The organism is Microbacterium sp. zg-B185, assembly GCF_030246885.1.
In the GTDB taxonomy this organism is placed as follows: domain Bacteria; phylum Actinomycetota; class Actinomycetes; order Actinomycetales; family Microbacteriaceae; genus Microbacterium.
Genome location: NZ_CP126739.1, coordinates 370,819 through 391,246 on the forward strand (window position 1 = coordinate 370,819; position 20,428 = coordinate 391,246).

Below are 20,428 nucleotides of genomic sequence, written 5' to 3' on the forward strand. Positions count from 1 at the left end.
AAGGTATGCATCACTTGGGTTTCTGGCCGGAGGAATATCCCGCGGCCCGTCGTGCACTGGAGGCGGCTGGCTTCACCGAGTTGTCGCGAATCGAGACGGCCGACGGCGTCCTCAACGTCAGCTATTACGAATCGCCGCCATCGATTGGGCTAGTCGTGGAACTCGTTCCCTTGAACGATCTACGTCGAGCCACGTTTGCGGCTCTCGAGCGACTCACTGCAGACTGGGATGGTACGGACCCGGTTCGGCGCTTCGCGACGAGACAGGAATTCGTCGCCTCACAGACAGGCGGATAGTCACCTGAGGCGCTCATTAGACAAGGATGGATGTCGCATGCTTCGTCGCCAATATGAACGTGTGTTTGTGAACACGAACAGCATTTTTCCGCGTACTTTGAAGGCAAGCCTCCCGACACGCGGATGACTTGGTTGCTACAGTGGCCAATGCTGGGGCGAAGCTAGGACGAAGGAGCACTGACTATGACCACTGTTAGTAGCGGCGCAGCGACTGCAGGTGAGCACCGCACGGTGGGCAGGGTGATGGCCATCCTCGAACTCGTAGTCGCCAATGACGATCGAGGGTCGAGGCTCGGCGATCTCGCCAACCACGTGGACGCGCCGAAGTCTTCAGTGCATGGACTCGCCAAAGGTCTCGTGGCGATGGGATACCTTCGCGAGGACGGAGCGCGATACCATGTCGGCCCGGCGCTCTCGAGCCTTGTCGCGGTGCAGAACGCGTCACTGCCGGTGGTTTACCGCCACACGCTGGAAGCCCTCTCGGCTGAATGGCGCGAGACGTCGATCCTGTCCACTCTTGTGGGTGATAGTGCCGTATATCTTGACGTCGTGCAAGCCAAAGACGTTCTGATCCGGGCCGCACCCGCCGCGCACGTGCGCCAGCCGCTCTGGCCACGCAGTTCGGGCAAGCTCTTCCTCGCGTACATGGAGCCCAAGCGACTGGATGCCTACTTCCGGCGCCAGCGGGTGGAGCCAGATTTGGAAGCTACCATTCGTGAAGAACTGGCCGGGATTCGACGAACGGGCATTGCTATCAACACGGGCGGCAACACGGAAATCGAAATGGGCGTCGCGAGCCCGATCGTCCGGAAGGGTGCGCCCGTGACGATGGCCATCGCCGTGGCGGGTTTGTCATCGCGGATGGAACCGCATCTCGACGAGATCGTCGAGAGTGTGCGGACGGCAGCGGAGTCCCTTTCAAGTCACGTCTAACACTACGTGTTCAGAATGACGCATGCTCGTTGGCAATGCGGTACATTTGCCCTTGCGGGGCATAGTCGCTTCGTGATCGATTGAGCGGCTGTGCGGCTCGCGACGAGAGGTGAATGGCATGAAGGCGATTGGATTTCAGAAGTTCGGAGACAGCGGGGTCCTCGAGGTGATTGAGCTCCCTACGCCGGTCGCCGGTGCAGGAGAGCTCCTTGTCGCAGTCGAAGCCACGACGGTGAACCCGACCGATATCCTCATGCGCTCTGGGGCGCAGGCCCCAATCATGGTCGGTCTCGAGCCGCCCTTCATCGCGGGGATGGAGTTCGCCGGACGGGTAGTCGGCGTCGGGGCGGGGGCGCCAGCGATTCTCGGGAAACGCGTCATCGGTATCGTTGATAAGCGACGTCCATCGGGCGGTACCCATGCCCAGTTCCTCGCTTTGCCGGCGAAGTCTGTCGCGGTCATCGACGATGCGCTGGATCCTGTCGAGGCGACGACGATACCGATGAACGGACTGACCGCGCTACAGGCGCTGGAGCACCTTGGCCTCAGCGCGGGCGAAACTCTGCTGGTCACCGGTGCGCCCGGTGCCCTTGGTGGGTATGTCGTCCAGCTGGCCCGCCGACTTGGCATCCTCGTATTCGCCGACGCGAGCCCGGCGGATAGGGAACTCGTCGAGCGGCTTGGGGCATCGCGGGTACTGACTCGCGGCCCGGAAATGGCCCAAGAGTTGCGCCGTGAGGTGCCTGGCGGCGTTGACGGTGCAGTCGATGCCGCGCGCGTTGGCGAACCGGTGGCTGAACTCGTCCGCGATAGTGGCGTCATGGTGCACGTGCGTGCAGGTGACGTGGTCGATGACAGTCGTATCACTCGCCGAAGCGTCGCCGTCGCGTCGAAGACCGAGGATACCGCGGGGCTGAGCGCGCTCGCCGCGGCCGCGCTTGACGGTTCAGTGACGCTTCGCGTCGCTGAACGTCTGCCGTTCGAGAGGGTGGCAGACGCACACCGACTCGTCGAAGCGGGAGGACTGCGGGGCAGAGTCGTGCTGGAGTGGCCAGCAATCTGACTCCACAGCCATTCGCATATATGCATTTCGAGAGGTCACTGGTGACTGAAAACGTGTTGTCTCTATCCCCGCTGTCGTTGCTGCCTGCTTCCCCGCTCGCGATCATCGAAGCAGCAGCCACGGCGGGCTTTGGCCACCTCGGCCTGCGATTCATTCCGGGCATGGAGGGCGACGCGGACGTGCTCGCTGATCCCGCGCTCATGCGTGCCATCACCACCAGTCTCCACGAGACCAATCTGCAGCTTCTCGACGTCGAGGTCATTCGTGCGGCGCCTGATCTTGATCCCGACGCCTATCTGCCACTCTTTGAATTCGCCGGCAGCCTCGGTGGCCGGAACGTACTCGTCACCGCCACGTCCGGTGCCATCCGCACGCCGGAGGACGAAGCCCAGATAGTCCGTGCGCTCGCGCGGCTCGCCGACAACGCCGCCCGATTTGGCATCCGGCCGATGCTCGAATTCATGGTCTACCGCGACATCGCTTCACTGCAAGACGCGGTTCGAATCGCCACTGCGGTTGGTGTTGAACGGTTTGGCATTTGCATCGATGCGCTGCACCTTAGCCGTTCGCACGGGACCCCGCTCGAGGTCGCGGACATCGACCCGGCGCTCATCGCCTGCGTGCAGCTGTGTGATGCGCCGGGGGAAATCCCCGACTGCACCGGCCTCCCAATCGAAGCCCGGTACGAACGATTGCTTCCCGGCCACGGGGCGCTCCCGCTCGCGGACCTGGTAGCCGCGACTCCGGCCGGCGTTCCGTTCAGCGTCGAGGTGCCGCGTCGAGACTGGGGCGGACTCGACCTGACAGATCGCGCGCGCATGCTATATGCCTCGGCGCGAGCATTGCTGCGCTAATCCACCGCACCGACCCCACCAGAAAACTGACAGGAACAATCTCATGGCCATTGAACTCACTCGTCCCCCCACAGAGTATGTATCGCGCTTCTCCGACACGCTCGGAACGGCGCTCAAGGATCTGCGGGGCGCGGCGCTCGCCGCTGGTCCGCTGGATGCCACAACCAGCGAGTTGATTGTGATTTCGCACTTTGCGATGTCGGGATTCGAGGATTCCTTCATGATTCACTCGCGACGCTTGCTGGGCAATAACACTCCTATCGCCGCTCTGCGCCACGCGGTCGTGCTTCCACTCGGGGCCACGGCTGGCGGGTACCAGATTGCTCGTGCGCTCGAGTGGATCGATCAGCTTGAAGCCGAGTTCGAGGCACGGGTGTAGCTTGCACCGTAAGCCGGGCCCTAGTTCACTGGCACCGAAGAGGCTGGTGCGGGATTCGTCCCCGCACCAGCCTGTTCGGTTGGTGCGCGCTACCAGCCGATCTTCACCAGTGCGCCGCCATCGACGGGCAGTGAGACGCGGGTGATGAATCCTGTTTCGTCGGATGCCAGGAATGTCGCCGTGTCCCCGATGTCCCACCCCGTGCCGGTGTGGGGAGACAGCGGGACATACGGCGCGCGGTCTTGCAGGATCTCCTCACGAGCTCTGCCCGACATTCTTGCCCGGCTGTCAACCGCCATCGCCGTGTCCATGCGGCCGCGAAGGATGGCGTTCGCCCGGATGCCGTACTCGGCATTGCCCACGGCAAATTGCTGGGTGACGATGAGAGCGGCCTTGCCGGTGCGGTAGGTCACGAGCTTCGTGCTGGTCTCGATGGCAGACATAGACGAGACATTCAGCACGACACCGCTGCGTTGTTCGCGCATGATCGGCTCGACTGCTTGCGCAGCCTTGATCGCGCCCCGCAAGTTGATCGCGGAGCCTCGGTCAAAGCGTACTCGGTTAGCTCGTCCAGCTCGGCATCCCCGCCGGTGATGCCGACACCCACCTTGTAGTGAATCGGCCTGACTTTCGTTCCGTTCTTCAAGTAAGGATGGAACACGATGAACAGGAAGTATTCGCCGGAGATGCGTGAGCGGGCGTTGCGGATGCTCGCGGAGACGCGGCGGTCGCACCCGACGATGATGAGCGCTGTCAGGCATGTCGCCGGATTGCTCGGGATGAGTCCGGAGACACTGCGGCTGTGGCAGCGCCGGGCCGAGGTCGATGCTGGGGTGAAGCCCGGACTGGCGACGGACGCGGCGGCGGAGATCAAGCGGCTGCAGAAGGAGAACGCCGAACTGCGCAAAGCCAACGAGGTCCTCAAGGCTGCGAGCGTGTTTTTCGCGAAGGAGCTCGACCGCCCCTGACCGAGATGATCCGGTTCATCAACGAACACCGGGATCGTTTCGGGGTCGAGCTCATCTGCCGGGTCCTCAGGCCCGCAGTCCAGGGCTTCCTCACTTCCCGCGGTTATCGCGCCGCCGTCGGCCGTGCGCCGTCAGCGAGGCAGTTGCGCGACGACCTGCTCGTGCCCGAGATCGCTCGCCTACACGCGGAGAACTACGGCGTCTATGGGCGCCGGAAGATGCATGCGCTGATGCGGCGACAAGGGTGGGAGATCGGTCGCGATCAGACCGAACGGCTGATGCGGTTGGCCGGCGTGGAGGGTGTGAAGCGGTCCAAGAGAGTGTTCACGACGAAGTCCGATCCGGCAGCGGAGAAGCCGAAGGATCTCGTGCAACGCCGATTCACCGCCCCTGGCCCGCGCCGACTCTGGGTGGCCGACGTGACCTATGTCGCAACGTGGTCCGGGTTCGCGTATGTCGCGTTCGTCACCGATGTCTACTCGCGCCGCATCGTGGGCTGGAACGTGGCGTCCACGCTCAAGTCCGACATCCTGCCGCTGCGGGCGCTCGACATGGCTGCCTGGGACGCAGGCGGGCGCCTCGACGGACTGGTCCATCACGCCGATCACGGGCCGAACTATCTCGCCGTGGTCTACACCGATCGGATCGAGGAACTCGGAGCGAAACCTTCCACCGGGACCGTCGGCGACTCGTTCGACAATGCTCTCGCTGAGGCCGTGAACGGCCTCTACAAGACCGAACTGATCCGTCAGCGCGGCCCCTGGCGGACCGTCGAGCAGGTGGAGCTCGCGACTCTCGAGTACGTGTGGTGGTGGAACAACCAGCGACTCCACGGCGAGCTCGACATGCGCACCCCGATCGAGGTGGAGCAGGCGTACTACGCTGACCTGGAATCAGCCCAGCCGGCACTTGCCGGACAAAGCTCCCGATAGGAACGAAAGTCAGGCCGATTCATAGTGCAGGATGTCGATTCGACCCCAGCGCTCGATCGCGAAGTCGACAGCAGAGCGGAGGGAATGGCGTATCCTCACTCGGTCTGGGAGGCCGCGGTATCCGCGCCGGGCGCGGTCAGCCGGACCGTCTCATCGGCCGATTCGAGATCATGGTCGACCCCAAGGACGCGTGCACCTCCTGGCTGAATCGCAGTCCGGTGGCCCGACCATTGCCCACGGCGACGCCGGGGCCCTGCCCGGCTCCGATAACGACGGCCACTTTGCCTTCAAGTCGCGGCATGTCATTCACAGCTTGCGTGCTGCGCGCGCGATAGCTGCGGCATCCGTCAGAGATTCGGCATCCCAGCACATTCCGGCTAGCGCCTCAGCGCGCTCAGTGCCGATGGAGAGGGACGTCTGAGCGACGAACTTGACGTTCACATCTGCATCACTCATCGGTGAGGCAGCGCTGCCGACGCAGTGTTCGACGTGGGCAGACAGTTGCTTGCCATCGGTGAGCTCGATCGTCACAATCCCGGCGTCGAAGCCCAAGTTGGAGTCCATCGTCAGATTGGTCGCCGCGCCGAGTCGCCGGACTTCGGGGTCGAATATAGCTGCGTGTGTGCCTTGCTGTAGCCCTGCCGCACCAAAACGCGCCGCGCTCGCCACCCAGTGCTGCTGGCTGAACTTCGCGTCGAGTTCGGTTTCGGGTGTGGGTCGGTCACAGAACGTCATAGCCAAGTCGCTGATCTGAAGATCGATACGCACAATTTCTTCGGACTCAAACCCATGCTTGAGCCTGAGTTTGAGCATCCCATCGACGCATGGATGGACCGCAATGTCGGTCGGAAAGGGTTTGAAAGTGGTTGACAGCAACTCCCACTGCTCGCCAAGCCCATCGGTCAGGGCTGGAACGTTGGGAACCTTTGAAAACATGGGCAAGAACCCGTACTGCCCGTCCAGGCTTGACACAGAGCTGGTGAAACCGCTTGTCGCAAGGATCGCTGCTCGCACTCCGTTCTGGGCCGACTGGCCGAATATGAGCGAGCCCGCCATGGTACCAAGTTGTTCCCGGGTTCCTGCCGCGGTTGACGTGGCAAGGCCGGCGGCATGCATGAGCTGTTCGGAGTTCAGCTTGTGCATACGGCCGCTCGCAAGCGCCGCGGATACACCGCTGACGATGCCGCCGGTCGACCACCCAATGTCGGCATCGGCCGGTGGAAGTGCGATGGATTTCGTAATCCGGCAGCCGACTTCCATGCCGGCGGCGTAGGCCGAGAGAAGTTCAAGCCCTGTCACTGGCATCGTCTCTGCGATCGCCAGCAGCGCGGCCGCATGGACTACACCTGCGTGGAGGTGCGCAGTCGAGTAGCTGTCGAAATAGGAGTAAGAGGCACCGGCAAACCCGTTGATCAGGGATGCGTGAAATACATCCGCCTGCCCGGCCTGCCCGAGAAACGATGCGCGTGCCTGACCGAATGCCATAGACAAGGTCTCGGCTGTTTTCGTAACGGCGGGATGACGCCCCCCACCCACGATGCAGCCGACCGAATCGACGAAAGAGCGAACGACGTGCGCGCGGACTTCCGCGGGCAAACTTGTGAAGTCTGACTCCTCGACGAAGTCGACGAGCTTCTTCGACTCAACTGATGTTTCTGCCATGTCCGGCTCCTCGATCTGAGTGTTGAATAATGGCGGCGACGGGTTGGGGGACCAAGCGTCGCCAAATCCGAACACAGAATCAATATAACGAACCCAATTCGGTTCACACAAGGATCCAGGCGCGAGTCTGCTGCATGGGCGGAGACCGCCATCGTGTTCGTGTGTATGAACGAGTGTTGGGGATGCTGGACAAAACTGTATTGATGAGGGATCATTGTCTCTGTGCGATCAAACTGAAGTCGGCGACGCACAAACGCGCAGTTGATCGGACGTCGAGCGGTTCGCAATCCTCGCACCACGACCGAACCCCTTGTCCTGCGGTACGTGCTCAGCAAGTCGAAGGAGACAGAAGATGAGTCGCACGACACTCTCCGCACGCAATCGGCGCCCCGCGCCGAAACTAGAAGATGTTGGCACGTCCACCATCCCCCTGCGCGCGCGCTCCGCGCCCAATCGGCGGGGCGGCAGTATCAGCTGGTACGTCTTCGCGATCACGGTCGCAGTCTTGGTACTCGCGCCCCTCCTGATTTACCATGCTCAGGCCTTCACTGACGGTGCCGCTGGTATCAGGGAACTGGGGAACGTCCGCGACCTTGGCGGGATCATCATCAATACCGTGCTCATCGCTGCAGGGTCGACCCTCATTGCGACGGTTCTCGCGATCGTCCTTGCGAAGGCGCTCGTGCACGTGCCCCGGCGGATGCAGGCCTTCGCCTCCATAATTCCCATCTTGACACTGGTCGCGCCCCCGGTGGCGCTCGTGACCGGATGGGGCTTCCTATTCTCGCCCAAGATTGGTTACGGCAACGTACTGCTGCGTGAACTGCCTTGGCTTTCGGGCGCGACAGAGGGGCCGCTCAACGTTTACTCGATGCTGGGGATCATCATCGTGTCCGGCCTGGACATTACCGGCGTCGTATTCCTGCTCGTCTCTACGCGGATCATGGAGATCCGCGGTCCCCTCGAATCGGCGGCGAAGATTGCCGGGGCAAACGCCTTCCAGAGCTTCATGACGATTACACTGCCGCTCCTGAGACCCTCGATCATCGCGGGTGCAGTTGTCGCGTTCCTGATGGGCTTGGGGCAATTTACCGCCCCACTGTTCCTCGGTACGCGGCACGGGATTGACACAATCACAACGACGATTTTCCAGATCCGAGAGCAGTTCCCTGTCGATTATGGGTTGACGGCCGCGCTCGGCCTTCCACTTCTGCTCCTGGGTATCGTCGCCGTAATCGCGCAACGGACTGCGATCGGCGATCAGCGCCGCTACATCACTCAGACGGGTGGCAGCGGTGCGACGACCGACCGGACTTCCTGGTGGGCATTCACGGTCATCGCCCTCTTCGGTGTTGTTGCAGTGGCGCTTCCGTTGGGGGCGGTCACTGTCGTCGCCTTCTCGCCATTCTGGTCAGGGGATCTCCTCGCGACGCAGTTCACACTGACGCATTTCGAGAGCATCCTGAACAATTCAGCCGTGCAGCAATCCATCGTCGTGACCTTGGTGACTTCAGTGTTGGCGGTTCTGATCGCGCTCCCGATCGGGTTCTTCGCCGCTCTCGGCATCGCGGGTCCGATCCGCGCACCCCGCTTCGTCCAGTACATAATCGACTTCAGCTTCCAGGCCCCGCTCGCCGTGCCGCGGGCGGTGCTCGGGCTTGCGATCCTTTACGTGCTGATCCGACCACCGTTTCAGCTATTCGGCACAATTTGGATGTTCGTGATTGGGTACGTCTTCATCGTGTTGCCATTCATTCTCCGTTCGCTGCACGGCAGCTTCCTCGGGCTCAGCCCGTCGCTCTTCGAAGCTGCACGAATTTCCGGAGCGGGGTACTTTCGCACGGTGCTTGATATCGCATTTCCGCTGGTGCGCCGGGGCATGGCGGCCGGCGCCGCCCTTGCGCTCGTGCTCCTGTCGCACGATTTCGCAGTCTCAGTTATGGTGCGTGCGCCCAGTAGCCAGGTGATGGGGACAATGCTCTTCCACTTCTGGGACGGGGGCATCTTCCCAGAGGTCGCCGTAATGTCGCTACTCATTGCCGTTGTGACTTCAGCTGTCCTCGTCCTCACCATGCTTATCGGCGGCCGTTCCGCCCTGCGCAACCTATAGACCCCCGACGGCGAAGGAGCTGTGGACAATGACGATCACCAACGCACCACGACAGAACAACGGCCTTGAGGAGTCCGGCGCAAACCCGCGGATTGCCGCTTCGGTATCGGGTCTCGAGAAGACCTTCACCACGAAGGACCGGACAGTCCATGCTCTCCGCGGCATCGATTTGCACATCGCTGACGGCGAGTACGTTGTCGTTCTCGGTCCGAGCGGTTGTGGCAAGACGACCCTCATCCGTTGCATCTCGGGGCTAGAAGCCCCGACGTCCGGTAGGATCGGGCTGAAGGATCTAGTCGTCTTCGACGCGAGTTCCGGCGCGGATATCAAACCTAACAAGCGCAATGTTGGGCTTGTATTCCAGAACTACGCATTGTGGCCGCATATGTCAGTTGAGCGAAACGTCGGTTACCCATTGCGGATGCGCAAGATAAAGCGGTCGGAGCGGGACCGCATGGTGAAAGCCGTGCTGACGTCGTTGGAGACGCCGCACCTGGCAGACCGCTTGCCTGCGGAGCTCAGCGGCGGTCAGCAGCAGCGCATTGCCCTGGCTCGAGCGCTCGTGTCTGAGCCGGGCATCCTGCTGCTCGACGAACCGCTCAGCAACTTGGACGCGCTGCTGCGGGTATCACTTCGCGCCGAGCTGTTGAGGCTGCATCGCAAGATCGGATTTACCGCCATCCATATCACGCACGACCAGGAAGAAGCGCTGGAGATGGGTGACCGAGTCGTCCTGATGCGGGAGGGTCGGATCGAGCAAGTGGGGCCGCCAGCCGAGGTGTACGCGCACCCCGTGTCCCCGTATGCCGCCAACTTCCTCGGGGTGCGGAACCAGATGGAGGTCACACTTGCGGGGGGCCGGCTTTCCGTCGACGGGAGCACAATTGAGGGGAGCGAGGCGATTGCCGCGCGGTGTTCTGGCGGCGACGGTTTGCAGCTTTTCGTCCGTGACCAGGACGCACGCCTCGCAGCGCGACATGGAAACGTCGACCCGGATGAACTGCGGCTGCATGGAACGCTCGCTCAGGTCGTGCTCGGAGCCGGGGGGCGCCCGCGGTACATCGTGGATGTCGCCGGTCGTCAGTGGTACGCGGCTAATACGACCGTGGCCGATGCGCACCCGGGTGACGAAGTCGATCTCGTAGTGGCGTCGGAACGTGCTCTTGTCTACCAGGGGGAGTCTCTCGTCTAAGAACTCTGGATCGGCGCAGTGATTGCGCCGATCCACTCCTCATTGGTGGGGGGACGGCCCGCTCTATTGTTCAGTTTTACGTGTAGTCGGGGTGGAAGACCTCTTCGACGACGACATACTAGTCGACGTACCCGGCGCGGGCGATGATCCTCTGCTACCGCGTTGAAGAAGCTATACGGAGCCAGGTTCGGTATTCCATTTGGATCCAGCATTGAGATCCAACCGATCGGCCGAGGGCCAGCAAAGGCGTTGATCGGGTCACGGTGAGGGCTTTGCGATCGCGCGCATCGGGCTTTTAAACATAGACGTCCTCGCGTTCGGCTCGCGGTGCTTTGCCGCCTCGCCCTATGGCGGCGGCAATGTGCAGTTAGCGCATACGAAGTCGTCGCTGTATATATGAATAGTCGTCGCCGTATATATGAATAGTTGAACGTAGGCGTTCTGTGATTAGGCTCCCTCGGCGCAGAAAACTCGCACTCGGTGTTCGTAACTGCGATTGGGAGTTGGTATATTCGGACACAAGCCTTGACTCTTGACGCGTCGGCAGCCACACTTGATGAGTTCGACAGTCGCTTGATAGCGACTGAATTCCATTTGAAGTGAGCAAAGGAGCTTGTATGGATTTTCGCCACAGCACACGCAGGTTAGGAATCTTCTCGGCGGTCGCGACCATGGCCGTCGCTGGACTGGTTCTCACAGCTTGCTCCGGCACGACACCGGCGGACACGACGGCTGTCGACGCTGGCGAGTGGGACTCGGTTGTAGAAGCGGCCAACGCGGAGGGGTCCCTCACGGTCTATACAACTCAGCCGGGGTCAGATGTCTTCATCAAGGAAGAGTTCGAGGAAGCTTACCCAGACATCACTGTCACAGTGAACCGGCTTGCGACCGGTGACATGCTGCCACTGCTCGATCAGGAGATCGAGGGCGCGGTCAGGAGTGCCGATGTGACTTTCCACGCGGAGCATCCGTGGTTTGCAGAGCGCGGTGAGCAGGGCGCGCTAGCCCCGATATCCGTCAACGCGGACAACGAGAGCGCTTACGGCGACTTCGAAGGCGAGTTCGGTATCCCCATCCTTCGGTACGGGTACTCCTTCGGGCACAACACGAATCTTGGTGAACCCGTTGCGTCGATCGAGGAACTCGTGGAGTCTGCAGAGGCCAGTGGTGTATCGATCGGACTCAACGATTCCGGTTCATCGACGGCAATGAAGAGCCAGTATGCACTCTGGGAAGCGACCTATCCCGGCATTCTTGAGCGCATCGGGGCGCTTCCTCACGTTGCGTTCAGTGGAACGCAGCCGATTGCTCAGAGCATGGGAGCGGGTGAGGTCGGATTCGGAGTTGGCTTCGTTCCCGGAGTTATTCCGCCGCTGGCTGCGCAGGGCGCGCCAATCGCGGAGGACATTCCCACAAGCGCCGGCGTAGGCGGGGTAGAGCTCAGTGCTGGCATTCTTGCGACAGCTCCCCATCCGAACGCTGCTGTGGTATTCACCAATTGGCTTATGACGCCAGGTGTCCAGAAGCAGCTTACGGAGCTGTGGCCGGGGATGGTGGGTTTCGTCGTCCCGGGACTGACAGGGTTGAAATACGACGACATCCAGATTTACGACCACGAGGAGTGGACGGATGAGCGACGCAAGGACTTTCAGGCTGATTGGGACGCCTTATTCAAGGGCTAAGCATCACGTTCGAAAGTGACCGGAGTGGTGGGCGCAGCGCTAATGCGACGCTGCGCCCACCACTGGTAAAGGCGAGCGACAGAGCGGAATCTCTGTGGCGCAAAACGGGTCGGCGGCAATAGTGATTTCGGATGACTCGCCGTTCCTGAATCGATTTCGTGAGTACCTGGCTGTCGTTATGCCCGGGCTGGCGGCGACAGCGTTTGCGGCGCCCGCGTTTGCTATCGGCCCACTCTCCTTCGCGATTCGTCAGGACTTCCCATTTAGCGTTGCCCAGGTCGGCTTCGCCTTTGCTGCGTTCTACGCGGCCTCTGCCTTTTGCGTTGGTGTGGGTGGTTGGATCGTGACACGCTGGGGGAGTCTCCCGCCCCTGCGAGTCGGATTGATCGTTACGGCGGTCGTCTGCATCTTCACTGGGTTTACTGACTCTGCTCTGGCGGTGATCTGTGTATCCGCGCTGGCTGGTGCGGTGAATGGGCTCGTGACGCCCTCCGCCAACCTGATGGTGATGAGCCTTGTGCCTCACCGATTCCACGGACTTTCATTCGGAATGAAGGTGGCTGGCGCATTCGCTGCAGCGACGTTTGCTGCGGCGAGCGTCTGGGCTACTACGACGCTTGGTGCGAGTTGGCGAGCACCGTTCGTAGCGTTTGCGACTTTCGCCATCACCGTTTGTCTACTGAGTTTCACCCTCCGGGTTCCGGGCCGCTCGGTTCGTCCAACTAGTCCTCCCGCCGCTCGAAGCTTTACCCCGGTACAACGCGTCACACCACGTGGGTCCCTCCTCCTGCTCGTTCTTGGAGGTTTGCTTGCGACGATCGGTACCTCTGTACTCGCCCCATTCCTCGTGGAGGGCTTGGCTGACCACGGCATCCCGCTCACCACGGCCGGGGGGCTGTTGGCTTTGGGGAGTTGGCTCGGCATTGCCTCGAGGATTCTGGTCGGTGGCCTGTCGGACAGGTGGGGGGACGCCACTGCGCACCTTCGGATGGTTGCCGTGATGAATGTATTCGCCGCAGCAAGCCTGTTGACACTCGGTCTCGCCACCGCTGCGACGCCACTTATCGTGGCAACCGTTGCTGGGTTCACCCTTGGCTCAGCATGGCCAGGGCTCGTCCAGCACGCAGTCATCGTGACGCACCGGCGGGCACAGGCTCGCGCAACGAGCTGGATGCAGGGTGGCACCTACTCGGGTGCCGTCGTCGGACCGCTGTTGTTCGGCATCGTCGCCGAGCGTGTGTCGTTCGCCTCGGCATGGGCAATGTGCGCCGTGATCGTAGTCGCCGGTGTAATCATACTTTCGGGGGGCGTGGCTCTACTCCGCAAGTGAGGGCTCTGGTCATGCCCCAGTTCCCCGGAACGATTGGTTGAGAGGATGTGGCTGCTTCTGAGAGGAGAAGTGGTCGTATGCCAAGACCGTATCCGTCCGAGTTCCGTGAGCGTGCGTTGGAGCTGGTGAGGTCGGGACGCACCGTCGTCGACGTTGCCGCGGCGCTCGGGATCGCGCAGTCCTGTCTCTACCGCTGGAAACAGCAAGATCTTGTGGACCGCGGCGTGAGACCGCCGTCCGGGCGCGCGCCGTCGGCTGAGCTGGTTTCCGCGAATAGGCGTGTCCGTGAGTTGGAGGAGGAGAACAAGATCCTCCGCAGAGTGGCTGCAGCGGTGGAGCGGGTGGTGCCCCCAAAAGACCGGTTCCGTCTCGGGGCGAGCTCCACGCTGACGGAGTCCGCATCCGGAAAGCGTGCCTCGCGTTGGGCGTTTCCACATCGGGATAATACGAGTGGAAATCGCGAGCCCGGTCGACGAGATCGATCCGGCACGCGTGGCTGACCGACCTGATCGGACAGATCCACGAGGCGTCATATGGCACCTACGGGCGGATGCGGGTACGCGCAGAGCTACAGCGGTCGCACGAGGTAACCGTTGGTCAAAACACCGTGGGACTGTTGATGCGGCGATCCGGGCTTGTCGGCCTCCCGTTGCGACGACGTTCCAAGCGTGTCCCCACCCAGGTCACTGTCACTGACCTGGTCCGGCGCCGCTTCCACGCAGATGGGCGGGACCGACCCTGGGTGACCGACATAACTGAGCATCCGACAAGGGAAGGAAAGCTGTACTGCTGCGTCGTCCTCGACGTGTTCAGCCGTCGCGTGGTGGGGTGGGCGATAGACACAACACAGCGCGCGGAACTCGCCACGAACGCGCTCGGGATGGCGATCGACTCACGTCTGCCCTCCCCGGGAACGATCATCCACGGGGATCACGGCACGCAATTTACCTCGTGGGCCTTCACCTCTCGCGCACGCAACGCCGGGCTCCTCCCGTCGCTCGGAACAGTCGGAGACCCGTACGACAACGCCGTCGTCGAGTCGTTCTGGGCACGCATGCAAGTCGAGTTATTGAACCGGCGCCGCTGGGTGACCAGGGTCGAGCTTGCTAACGCGATCTTCGAGTACATCGAGGGCTTCCATAACCGCCGGCGACGCCACGCCGCGCTCGGCTGGGACACCCCGCTAGAGTTCGAAACCAGACAGCGTCAACGAGCCACAACTCCTCATCTCAAGTTCCGGGAAACCGGGTCATGACCACTCGCCGTCACTTGCGGCGGCGAGCGGTCAGATATTGTCCCGCGCGATCTCGTGCGCGCCGATGACCAGGCCTTCCAGACCCATGAGGGCGGTCAGTTCGAGGATTTCTGCAAGTTCGCCGCCCGTCGCACCATGCTTGAGGGCGTTGCGGATGTGTAGGCGCAAGCCCGACTCGAAGTTATGCGTCACTGTGGAGTCGATCGCAATGCACAGGAACTCGCGTTCCTTCATTGTGAGGGAGCCGTTTGTCCAGGACTCGCTTGACTGCGCGGCGAGTGTCGCGAAATACGTTGGCATGACACGGACGAGGGCATCGCGCGCGGGGTTCCAGAAGCCGCGTGCCGCAATGAACTCGGCCTTGGTCTTTTCGTACTCGATCGCACTCTCGGGCTCCATGACGGGCGTGATGCCGGCTTCCTCTAACTCTTCAATGAGGATGGGGGCGGAGAAGTACAGTGCGTGTACGGTGAGGCCGGAGATGGTGACGAAGACGTCAATGATGTCGGCGTCGGATGCACCCGCGGACCTCGCCCTTGCGACGTGACGCGCGATGGCGCGCTCGTTCAGGGCGGTCGCCGCACCGTGCATGGCGAGGAGCAGCAATTCCTTCATGCGGGGTGTGAGGTGGCGCCCCTCCATCGGGACCCGCCAGTACTGAGACGACGAGGCGAGCGATGTCTCAGACGCCCGCCGAAGCGCATCGACGGCACCGTCGCCGCCTATTGCCTCGGCAAAGGAACCTAGGTCCGCGTAGGTGGAATTCGACATTAAGCCTCCAGGACGTTGCGACGTTGCGCACTCGACGTTCGTTGATTCGTCGTGATCTGCCGATATCAGGATACCGGGCGGGTGTCTAGGCGCCAGGAATCGGAGCAACTTGCCTCATGCGCCTTTTCGACAGGTCAGGCCGAATCCTTGACGGAAAGGATGCTACCGCGTATCGTTCCCCGTAGACAATGCTGAATGCATATACGCGATTCTGAACAGAGTAGGCATTTAGTGCGTGCGCGCAGGGTTCAGAAGTTCCGCTGCGAACTGTGTGGCGAGGCAACTGATCGACCGACCGGCCGACGAGGTCCGGCGCTGAAAAAAGCAGGAGGAATAATGGCATCTCTCACCGCCGAGATCGGCAAGTTTCTGGAAGGGATTTCTTACGACGACCTCCCCGCGGAGGTCCTCCCCATGGTTCGCGACGCCTTCACCGACACTGTCGGCGTTGTGATGGTGGGTATCGAGGAGCCCGTTGCGAACATCGTGCGCAAAACTCTCGTAGAGCCAGCGGCTCGCGGGGAGGCACGCGCATGTCTGTCATCGCACCTCGTCTCGGCTCCCGAGGCGGCTCTGCTCGCGGGTGCCATCGCCCACTCGTTGGACTACGACGATCAGTCCATGTCGGGGCACCCCAGCGCAGTGCTGGTGCCTGCCATCCTCGCGGAGGCCGAAACCCTTGGCTCCACCGGTAAGGAAGCCGTTACTGCGTACGTTGCCGGCTACGAGGTGTGGTGCGAACTCTGGCGCCGCTCACGCAATTACCACGCCAAGGGCTGGCACCCGACTTCGGTCTTTGGCGTCATGGCGGCCGCGGCAGCTGGTGCCGTTTTGCACAAGTTGTCCGCCGAGCGCGCCGCAACTGCCGTCGCAATTGCCGGTAGCTTCGCTGGCGGTCTCTTCTCGAACTTTGGCTCGATGATGAAGGGCTATCACGCAGGACAGGCCGCGCGCGGCGGTCTGGAAGCGGCGCGACTCGCTGCGGCTGGTATGTCAGCCGGCCACGACGCAATCGAGAACGTGCAGGGATTCCTCGTAGCGTTCTCGCCGGATGCGCAGCCCGATCTTGAGTCGGAGTCGAAGCTCGGTAAAGAGTGGTATCTGCCCAAGCACAAGCTGCTCATCAAGCTGCACCCCACCTGCTACTTCCTGCACCGTTCCTTCAACGGCACGGTGAAGTTGCTCGCGGAGAACACGGACATCGCGCCGGATGACATTGCCTCAGTCGAGGTGCACATGGGGCGCGGGCAGGTTACCTGCCTCGTCTACGAGCGTCCGCAGACGCGCTGGGAGGCGGAATTCAGCGGCCAGTACGGAATCGCCGCAGCTGTCTTGCTGGGCAAGCTGGGTGTGCCCGAGACCGCCGACGAGGTCGTGCAGCGACCCGACATGCAGGCGTTCCTGCCCAAGGTGAAGTTGACCGCCGTCGATGAGTTTGACCCCCGCGACCCCGTGTTCTCGCCCTCGGAGACCGTCACGCTCACGCTCAATGACGGACGAGTGATCAAGAGCGACCCGATCACGACAATTCCCGGCGGCGCCAATGACCCGCTCTCCGCCGAGCAGCTGTGGACCAAGTTCCAGGAGTGCACGCTCTTGACGCACAACGAGGCGGACGCGCGCATCCTCTTCGATCAACTGCAGCGGATTGACTCCCTCGAATCAATGAGCGAGCTTCCCACCTGCACCGGAATCTTCAAGGACTGACCCGCAAGGGTTTCTCAGTCAGATAAGGAAACGTGAAATGGGACAGATCACTGTTGCACAGGCGATTGCTCGCCTGCTGGAAAAGATGGGCACGGAGGTCGCTTTCGGCCTGAACGGCCACGGCAACTGGGCCCTCTTGGACGCACTCGTGCACGACACAAAGATACACACGGTCAACACGCGCAGCGAGGACCACGCGGTGGAACTCGCTGACGGCTACTGGCGTCGCAAGCGCTCAGTGCCGCTGCCGATCGTGACCACGAGTGTGGGACCGGGAAACATGAATACGGTCCCGCCCATCGCGACTGCGTTCTACGAGTCGATCGGCATGCTCCTGATTGCGGGCGTTGGCGCCACGCACTGGTTCGACCGGGGTGGCATCGAAGAGTTCTACCGCCACGGGCCCGAGGACTGGGCGGGCGTTATGCGACCCATTACGAAGAAGTCTGTCATGGTCACGCGACCCGACACGGCGATTGACATGTTCCTTCGCGCCTACCAGACCGCGCACACCGGTCGCCCGGGTCCGGTCGTACTGGCAATCCCTTACGACATCCAGAACACCCTCATCTCGGATGAACTGCCCGACCCGCGGCCCTACATGGCGCACCGCCCGCCGGCACCGGACCCCAGTGGCATCGCCGACGCAATCAGGGTGCTGCAGAAGGCCGAGCGCCCGCTGCTGGTTGTTGGTAGTGGCATCGCGAACTCCCGCGCGTGGGATGCACTGCGCGAGTATGCAGAGGCGACCGGCACGCCGGTCGCCGTTACCTCGGCAGGCAAGGCGGCCTTCCCCGAAGACCACCGCCTGTCGGTGGGGGGCATCGGTCGCGCCGGCACCGGACACGGGAACGACGCGGCACGCCGCGCGGATGTAGTGATCGGTATTGGAACGCACTTCACCGATATCGACACCGGTGCGTGGACACTTTTCGACATTCCGACCAACACCAAGCTGATCCACATCGACATCGACCCGACGGAACTCGGCCGGGCCTACCCGACCGAGGTGGCGCTGTTCTCGGATGCTCGACTGGGGCTCGAGGCGCTCACCCGCGCCGCACGTGAGGCGGGGCTGACCGAGCGCGAGGCGTGGACGACAGAACTCACCGCAAAGGGTGCCGAGTGGTTCGAGAGCACGCAGGACATGCGTAACTCGGAAATTGCGCCCATCCACTACGCACGTATTACGTGGGACACAGGCCAGGTCGTGGCAGAGAAGTGCCCCAATGCGTCGATCCACTTCGACACCGGCAACATGCTGAGCTTCGGTCCTTCCTTCCTTCCTGCGTCGTCACGGAATGTCGTGCACAGCAGCTACATGCATCGCATGGGCTGGAGTGCAGCATCCGTGCTTGGCGCAAGCCTTGCCAGCGGCAAGGGGCCGGCCATCGCCATGCTCGGTGACGGGGCATTCCTGATGCGCGCGACCGTCGTGCCGACGGCGGTCGAGCTGGGCCTGCCGATCATCTGGATCGTGTTCGATAACCGTTCGCTGCAGATCGAGCGCGAAACAATGTTGCGCTTGTTCGGCCGCGAGTCGCTCTGCGATTACCGCAAGGAGGGCGAGCAAGCCCTCTGGGGTCCGGACTACGTCGCGATGGCGAAGGCAATGGGCGCCGAAGGCGTGAACATTTCCCACCCAGACGACTTCAAGCCGGCGCTCGAAGCGGCGCTTGAGAGCGGTCGTCCGACGCTGATCAACATCGAGACCGAGATCGAAACGCCGCAGTGGCGAGCGATCTGGTACCCGTACCCGGACAACTTCGATGCCACTTGGAAGGCGGGCCCGCTCGACGAGTCCGCCGCACAGCACTGAGGAAACAATCATGACGCTGGATCTTGCACTGAGTGATCCGTCTCTCTTGCGCGAGGAGTGCCTCATCGGCGGTGACTGGATCACCGCCGATGACGGCACGGTTCGCACAGTGGCGGACCCGGCGACCGGGGAGGCTGTCGGAACAGTCCCGAACCTCGGTGCGGGCGAGACCGCACGGGCAATTGCAGCGGCTGAGGCTGCGCTTCCTGCCTGGCGGTCGCTCCTTGCGAAGGAGCGAAGCAATCTGCTCCGCCGGTGGTTCGACCTCATCATCGAGCACCAGGAGGATGTTGCAAAGATCCTCACCGCGGAGCAGGGCAAACCGTTGCGGGAGGCCCGTGCCGAAGTCGTGAGCGGGGCAGCGTTCATCGAGTGGTTCGCCGAGGAGGCGCGCCGCGCCTATGGCGACGTCATCCCGTCCCCCGCCCATGACCGGCGCATCATCGTGATCAAGCAACCCGTCGGCGTTTGCGCCGCGATCACGCCGTGGAACTTTCCCAACACCATCATCACTCGCAAAGCTGGCGCGGCGCTCGCCGCCGGCTGCACGATGATCGTGCGACCGGCGAGTAACACTCCGTTCTCGGCACTCGTGCTGGGTGAACTCGCGCAGCGGGCGGGTATCCCCGCAGGGGTGCTCAACGTCATCACCGGCGATGCCCGGGCAATGGGTGCCGAACTGACAAGCAGCCCGCTGGTCCGCAAACTGTCGTTCACGGGATCGACGCATACCGGCAGCACGCTGATGGCGCAGAGCGCGGGCACGGTGAAGAAACTTGCCCTTGAACTCGGCGGCAATGCACCGTTCATCGTGTTCGACGACGCAGACATCGATGCGGCAGTGGAGGGCGCTCTGGCGTCCAAATTCCGTAATGTGGGGCAGGCATGCGTGGGGGCGAACCGCTTCTACGTGCACGACGCGGTTTACGACGAGTTCGCGAGCAAGCTCGTGGAGCGGGTCCGGAAGTTGCGCGTCGGCCCGGGTATCGACCCTGAAACGACGGTCGGCCCACTCATCGATGTCGCGGCGGTGCAGAAAGTCGAAAGCCATATTGCTGACGCGGTCAAGAAGGGTGCAAAGGTCGCCATCGGTGGGCGGCGCCATGCGCTCGGCCGGTCGTTCTTCGAACCGACCGTGCTCACCGAGGTCCCGGCCGACGCGGAACTTGCCACGGACGAAACGTTTGGCCCGCTCGCACCACTGTTTCGGTTCAACAGTGAGGGGGAGTTGATTGCCGCGGCAAACAACACCGAGTACGGCCTCGCCTCCTACGTGTACAGCCGCGACATCGGCCGAGTCTGGCGTGTCGCTGAGGCGCTGGAGACGGGGATGGTGGGGGTCAACGTCGGCCTGATGGCCAGCGAGGTTGTGCCATTCGGTGGCATCAAACAGTCTGGTTTCGGACGCGAGGGCTCCTCGTATGGGCTCGAGGATTACCTCGACGTCAAGTACATCTGCATGGGTGGGCTATGAG

The 20,428-nt window shown here is 62.4% G+C and carries 15 protein-coding genes and 1 pseudogene; 13 read left to right on the forward strand and 3 right to left on the reverse strand.

The features are described from left to right. Nucleotides 1-479 precede the first annotated feature (479 nt). The 4 genes from QNO12_RS01740 (at nucleotide 480) to QNO12_RS01755 (ending at nucleotide 3,525) form a co-directional block, all read left to right on the forward strand. Nucleotides 480-1,229: an IclR family transcriptional regulator gene (locus QNO12_RS01740; RefSeq protein ID WP_257504093.1), complete on the forward strand. Its 750-nt coding sequence runs from the start codon at nucleotides 480-482 to the stop codon at nucleotides 1,227-1,229. Nucleotides 1,230-1,347: 118 nt separating this feature from the next. Continuing rightward, on the forward strand, nucleotides 1,348-2,292 hold the full coding sequence (locus tag QNO12_RS01745; RefSeq protein ID WP_257504092.1) for an NADP-dependent oxidoreductase: 945 nt from the start codon (nucleotides 1,348-1,350) through the stop codon (nucleotides 2,290-2,292). 41 nt (nucleotides 2,293-2,333) lie between these two features. Then, the gene (locus QNO12_RS01750) at nucleotides 2,334-3,146 is read left to right on the forward strand and encodes a sugar phosphate isomerase/epimerase family protein (protein WP_257504091.1); all 813 of its coding nucleotides are present in this window, start codon (nucleotides 2,334-2,336) and stop codon (nucleotides 3,144-3,146) included. Nucleotides 3,147-3,189: 43 nt separating this feature from the next. Continuing rightward, nucleotides 3,190-3,525: a hypothetical protein gene (locus QNO12_RS01755; protein ID WP_257504090.1), complete on the forward strand. Its 336-nt coding sequence runs from the start codon at nucleotides 3,190-3,192 to the stop codon at nucleotides 3,523-3,525. 89 nt (nucleotides 3,526-3,614) lie between these two features. On the opposite strand, the gene QNO12_RS01760 is transcribed toward QNO12_RS01755, so the two are convergent. Continuing rightward, nucleotides 3,615-4,286, reverse strand: a complete 672-nt coding sequence (locus QNO12_RS01760) for an SDR family oxidoreductase (protein WP_257504089.1) — start codon at nucleotides 4,284-4,286, stop codon at nucleotides 3,615-3,617. Here QNO12_RS01760 and QNO12_RS01765 point away from each other — a divergent pair. Beyond that, nucleotides 4,188-5,425 (forward strand): IS3 family transposase gene (locus QNO12_RS01765; RefSeq protein WP_374761050.1). Its coding sequence is split into 2 segments (ribosomal slippage): nucleotides 4,188-4,473 and nucleotides 4,473-5,425, totalling 1,239 coding nucleotides; the frame shifts between segments, so codons are not numbered across the junction. The genes QNO12_RS01760 and QNO12_RS01765 overlap by 99 nt on opposite strands. A 306-nt stretch (nucleotides 5,426-5,731) precedes the next feature. On the opposite strand, the gene QNO12_RS01770 is transcribed toward QNO12_RS01765, so the two are convergent. Beyond that, a complete protein-coding gene (locus QNO12_RS01770; protein WP_257504087.1) occupies nucleotides 5,732-7,087 on the reverse strand; it encodes an MmgE/PrpD family protein in 1,356 nt (451 codons plus the stop codon). Between the two features lie 352 nt (nucleotides 7,088-7,439). Here QNO12_RS01770 and QNO12_RS01775 point away from each other — a divergent pair, with 352 nt between their 5' ends. The 5 genes and pseudogenes from QNO12_RS01775 (at nucleotide 7,440) to QNO12_RS01795 (ending at nucleotide 14,656) form a co-directional block, all read left to right on the forward strand. Next, nucleotides 7,440-9,197, forward strand: a complete 1,758-nt coding sequence (locus QNO12_RS01775; protein WP_257504086.1) for an ABC transporter permease — start codon at nucleotides 7,440-7,442, stop codon at nucleotides 9,195-9,197. 28 nt (nucleotides 9,198-9,225) lie between these two features. Continuing rightward, nucleotides 9,226-10,389 (forward strand): ABC transporter ATP-binding protein, encoded by a 1,164-nt coding sequence (locus QNO12_RS01780; protein ID WP_257504085.1) that lies wholly within the window; start codon nucleotides 9,226-9,228, stop codon nucleotides 10,387-10,389. 617 nt (nucleotides 10,390-11,006) lie between these two features. Then, on the forward strand, nucleotides 11,007-12,071 hold the full coding sequence (locus QNO12_RS01785) for an ABC transporter substrate-binding protein (RefSeq protein ID WP_257504084.1): 1,065 nt from the start codon (nucleotides 11,007-11,009) through the stop codon (nucleotides 12,069-12,071). 94 nt (nucleotides 12,072-12,165) lie between these two features. After that, nucleotides 12,166-13,401, forward strand: a complete 1,236-nt coding sequence (locus tag QNO12_RS01790) for an MFS transporter (protein ID WP_285178198.1) — start codon at nucleotides 12,166-12,168, stop codon at nucleotides 13,399-13,401. 77 nt (nucleotides 13,402-13,478) lie between these two features. Continuing rightward, a pseudogene (locus QNO12_RS01795) lies at nucleotides 13,479-14,656 on the forward strand (IS3 family transposase). Between the two features lie 30 nt (nucleotides 14,657-14,686). Here QNO12_RS01795 and QNO12_RS01800 read toward each other — a convergent pair. Beyond that, nucleotides 14,687-15,427 (reverse strand): carboxymuconolactone decarboxylase family protein, encoded by a 741-nt coding sequence (locus tag QNO12_RS01800; RefSeq protein ID WP_257504080.1) that lies wholly within the window; start codon nucleotides 15,425-15,427, stop codon nucleotides 14,687-14,689. 336 nt (nucleotides 15,428-15,763) lie between these two features. Between QNO12_RS01800 and QNO12_RS01805 the strand changes: the two genes are divergently transcribed. The 3 genes from QNO12_RS01805 to QNO12_RS01815 are packed head-to-tail and all read left to right on the forward strand — an operon-like array spanning nucleotide 15,764 to nucleotide 20,427. After that, complete coding sequence (locus tag QNO12_RS01805; protein WP_257504079.1) at nucleotides 15,764-17,134, forward strand: MmgE/PrpD family protein; 1,371 nt, start codon at nucleotides 15,764-15,766, stop codon at nucleotides 17,132-17,134. 37 nt (nucleotides 17,135-17,171) lie between these two features. Then, nucleotides 17,172-18,953, forward strand: a complete 1,782-nt coding sequence (locus QNO12_RS01810) for a thiamine pyrophosphate-binding protein (RefSeq protein ID WP_257504078.1) — start codon at nucleotides 17,172-17,174, stop codon at nucleotides 18,951-18,953. 10 nt (nucleotides 18,954-18,963) lie between these two features. Next, nucleotides 18,964-20,427: an NAD-dependent succinate-semialdehyde dehydrogenase gene (locus tag QNO12_RS01815; RefSeq protein ID WP_257504077.1), complete on the forward strand. Its 1,464-nt coding sequence runs from the start codon at nucleotides 18,964-18,966 to the stop codon at nucleotides 20,425-20,427. Nucleotide 20,428: the final 1 nt, after the last annotated feature.

Bases quoted from the DNA above. Each gene is read 5' to 3' on its own strand.
- QNO12_RS01740 (WP_257504093.1), top strand. From the start codon at position 480: ATGACCACTGTTAGTAGCGGCGCAGCGACTGCAGGTGAGCACCGCACG.
- QNO12_RS01745 (WP_257504092.1), top strand. From the start codon at position 1,348: ATGAAGGCGATTGGATTTCAGAAGTTCGGAGACAGCGGGGTCCTCGAG.
- QNO12_RS01755 (WP_257504090.1), top strand. From the start codon at position 3,190: ATGGCCATTGAACTCACTCGTCCCCCCACAGAGTATGTATCGCGCTTC.
- QNO12_RS01760 (WP_257504089.1), bottom strand. From the start codon at position 4,286: ATGCCTGACAGCGCTCATCATCGTCGGGTGCGACCGCCGCGTCTCCGC.
- QNO12_RS01770 (WP_257504087.1), bottom strand. From the start codon at position 7,087: ATGGCAGAAACATCAGTTGAGTCGAAGAAGCTCGTCGACTTCGTCGAG.
- QNO12_RS01775 (WP_257504086.1), top strand. From the start codon at position 7,440: ATGAGTCGCACGACACTCTCCGCACGCAATCGGCGCCCCGCGCCGAAA.
- QNO12_RS01780 (WP_257504085.1), top strand. From the start codon at position 9,226: ATGACGATCACCAACGCACCACGACAGAACAACGGCCTTGAGGAGTCC.
- QNO12_RS01785 (WP_257504084.1), top strand. From the start codon at position 11,007: ATGGATTTTCGCCACAGCACACGCAGGTTAGGAATCTTCTCGGCGGTC.
- QNO12_RS01800 (WP_257504080.1), bottom strand. From the start codon at position 15,427: ATGTCGAATTCCACCTACGCGGACCTAGGTTCCTTTGCCGAGGCAATA.
- QNO12_RS01805 (WP_257504079.1), top strand. From the start codon at position 15,764: ATGGCATCTCTCACCGCCGAGATCGGCAAGTTTCTGGAAGGGATTTCT.
- QNO12_RS01810 (WP_257504078.1), top strand. From the start codon at position 17,172: ATGGGACAGATCACTGTTGCACAGGCGATTGCTCGCCTGCTGGAAAAG.
- QNO12_RS01815 (WP_257504077.1), top strand. From the start codon at position 18,964: ATGACGCTGGATCTTGCACTGAGTGATCCGTCTCTCTTGCGCGAGGAG.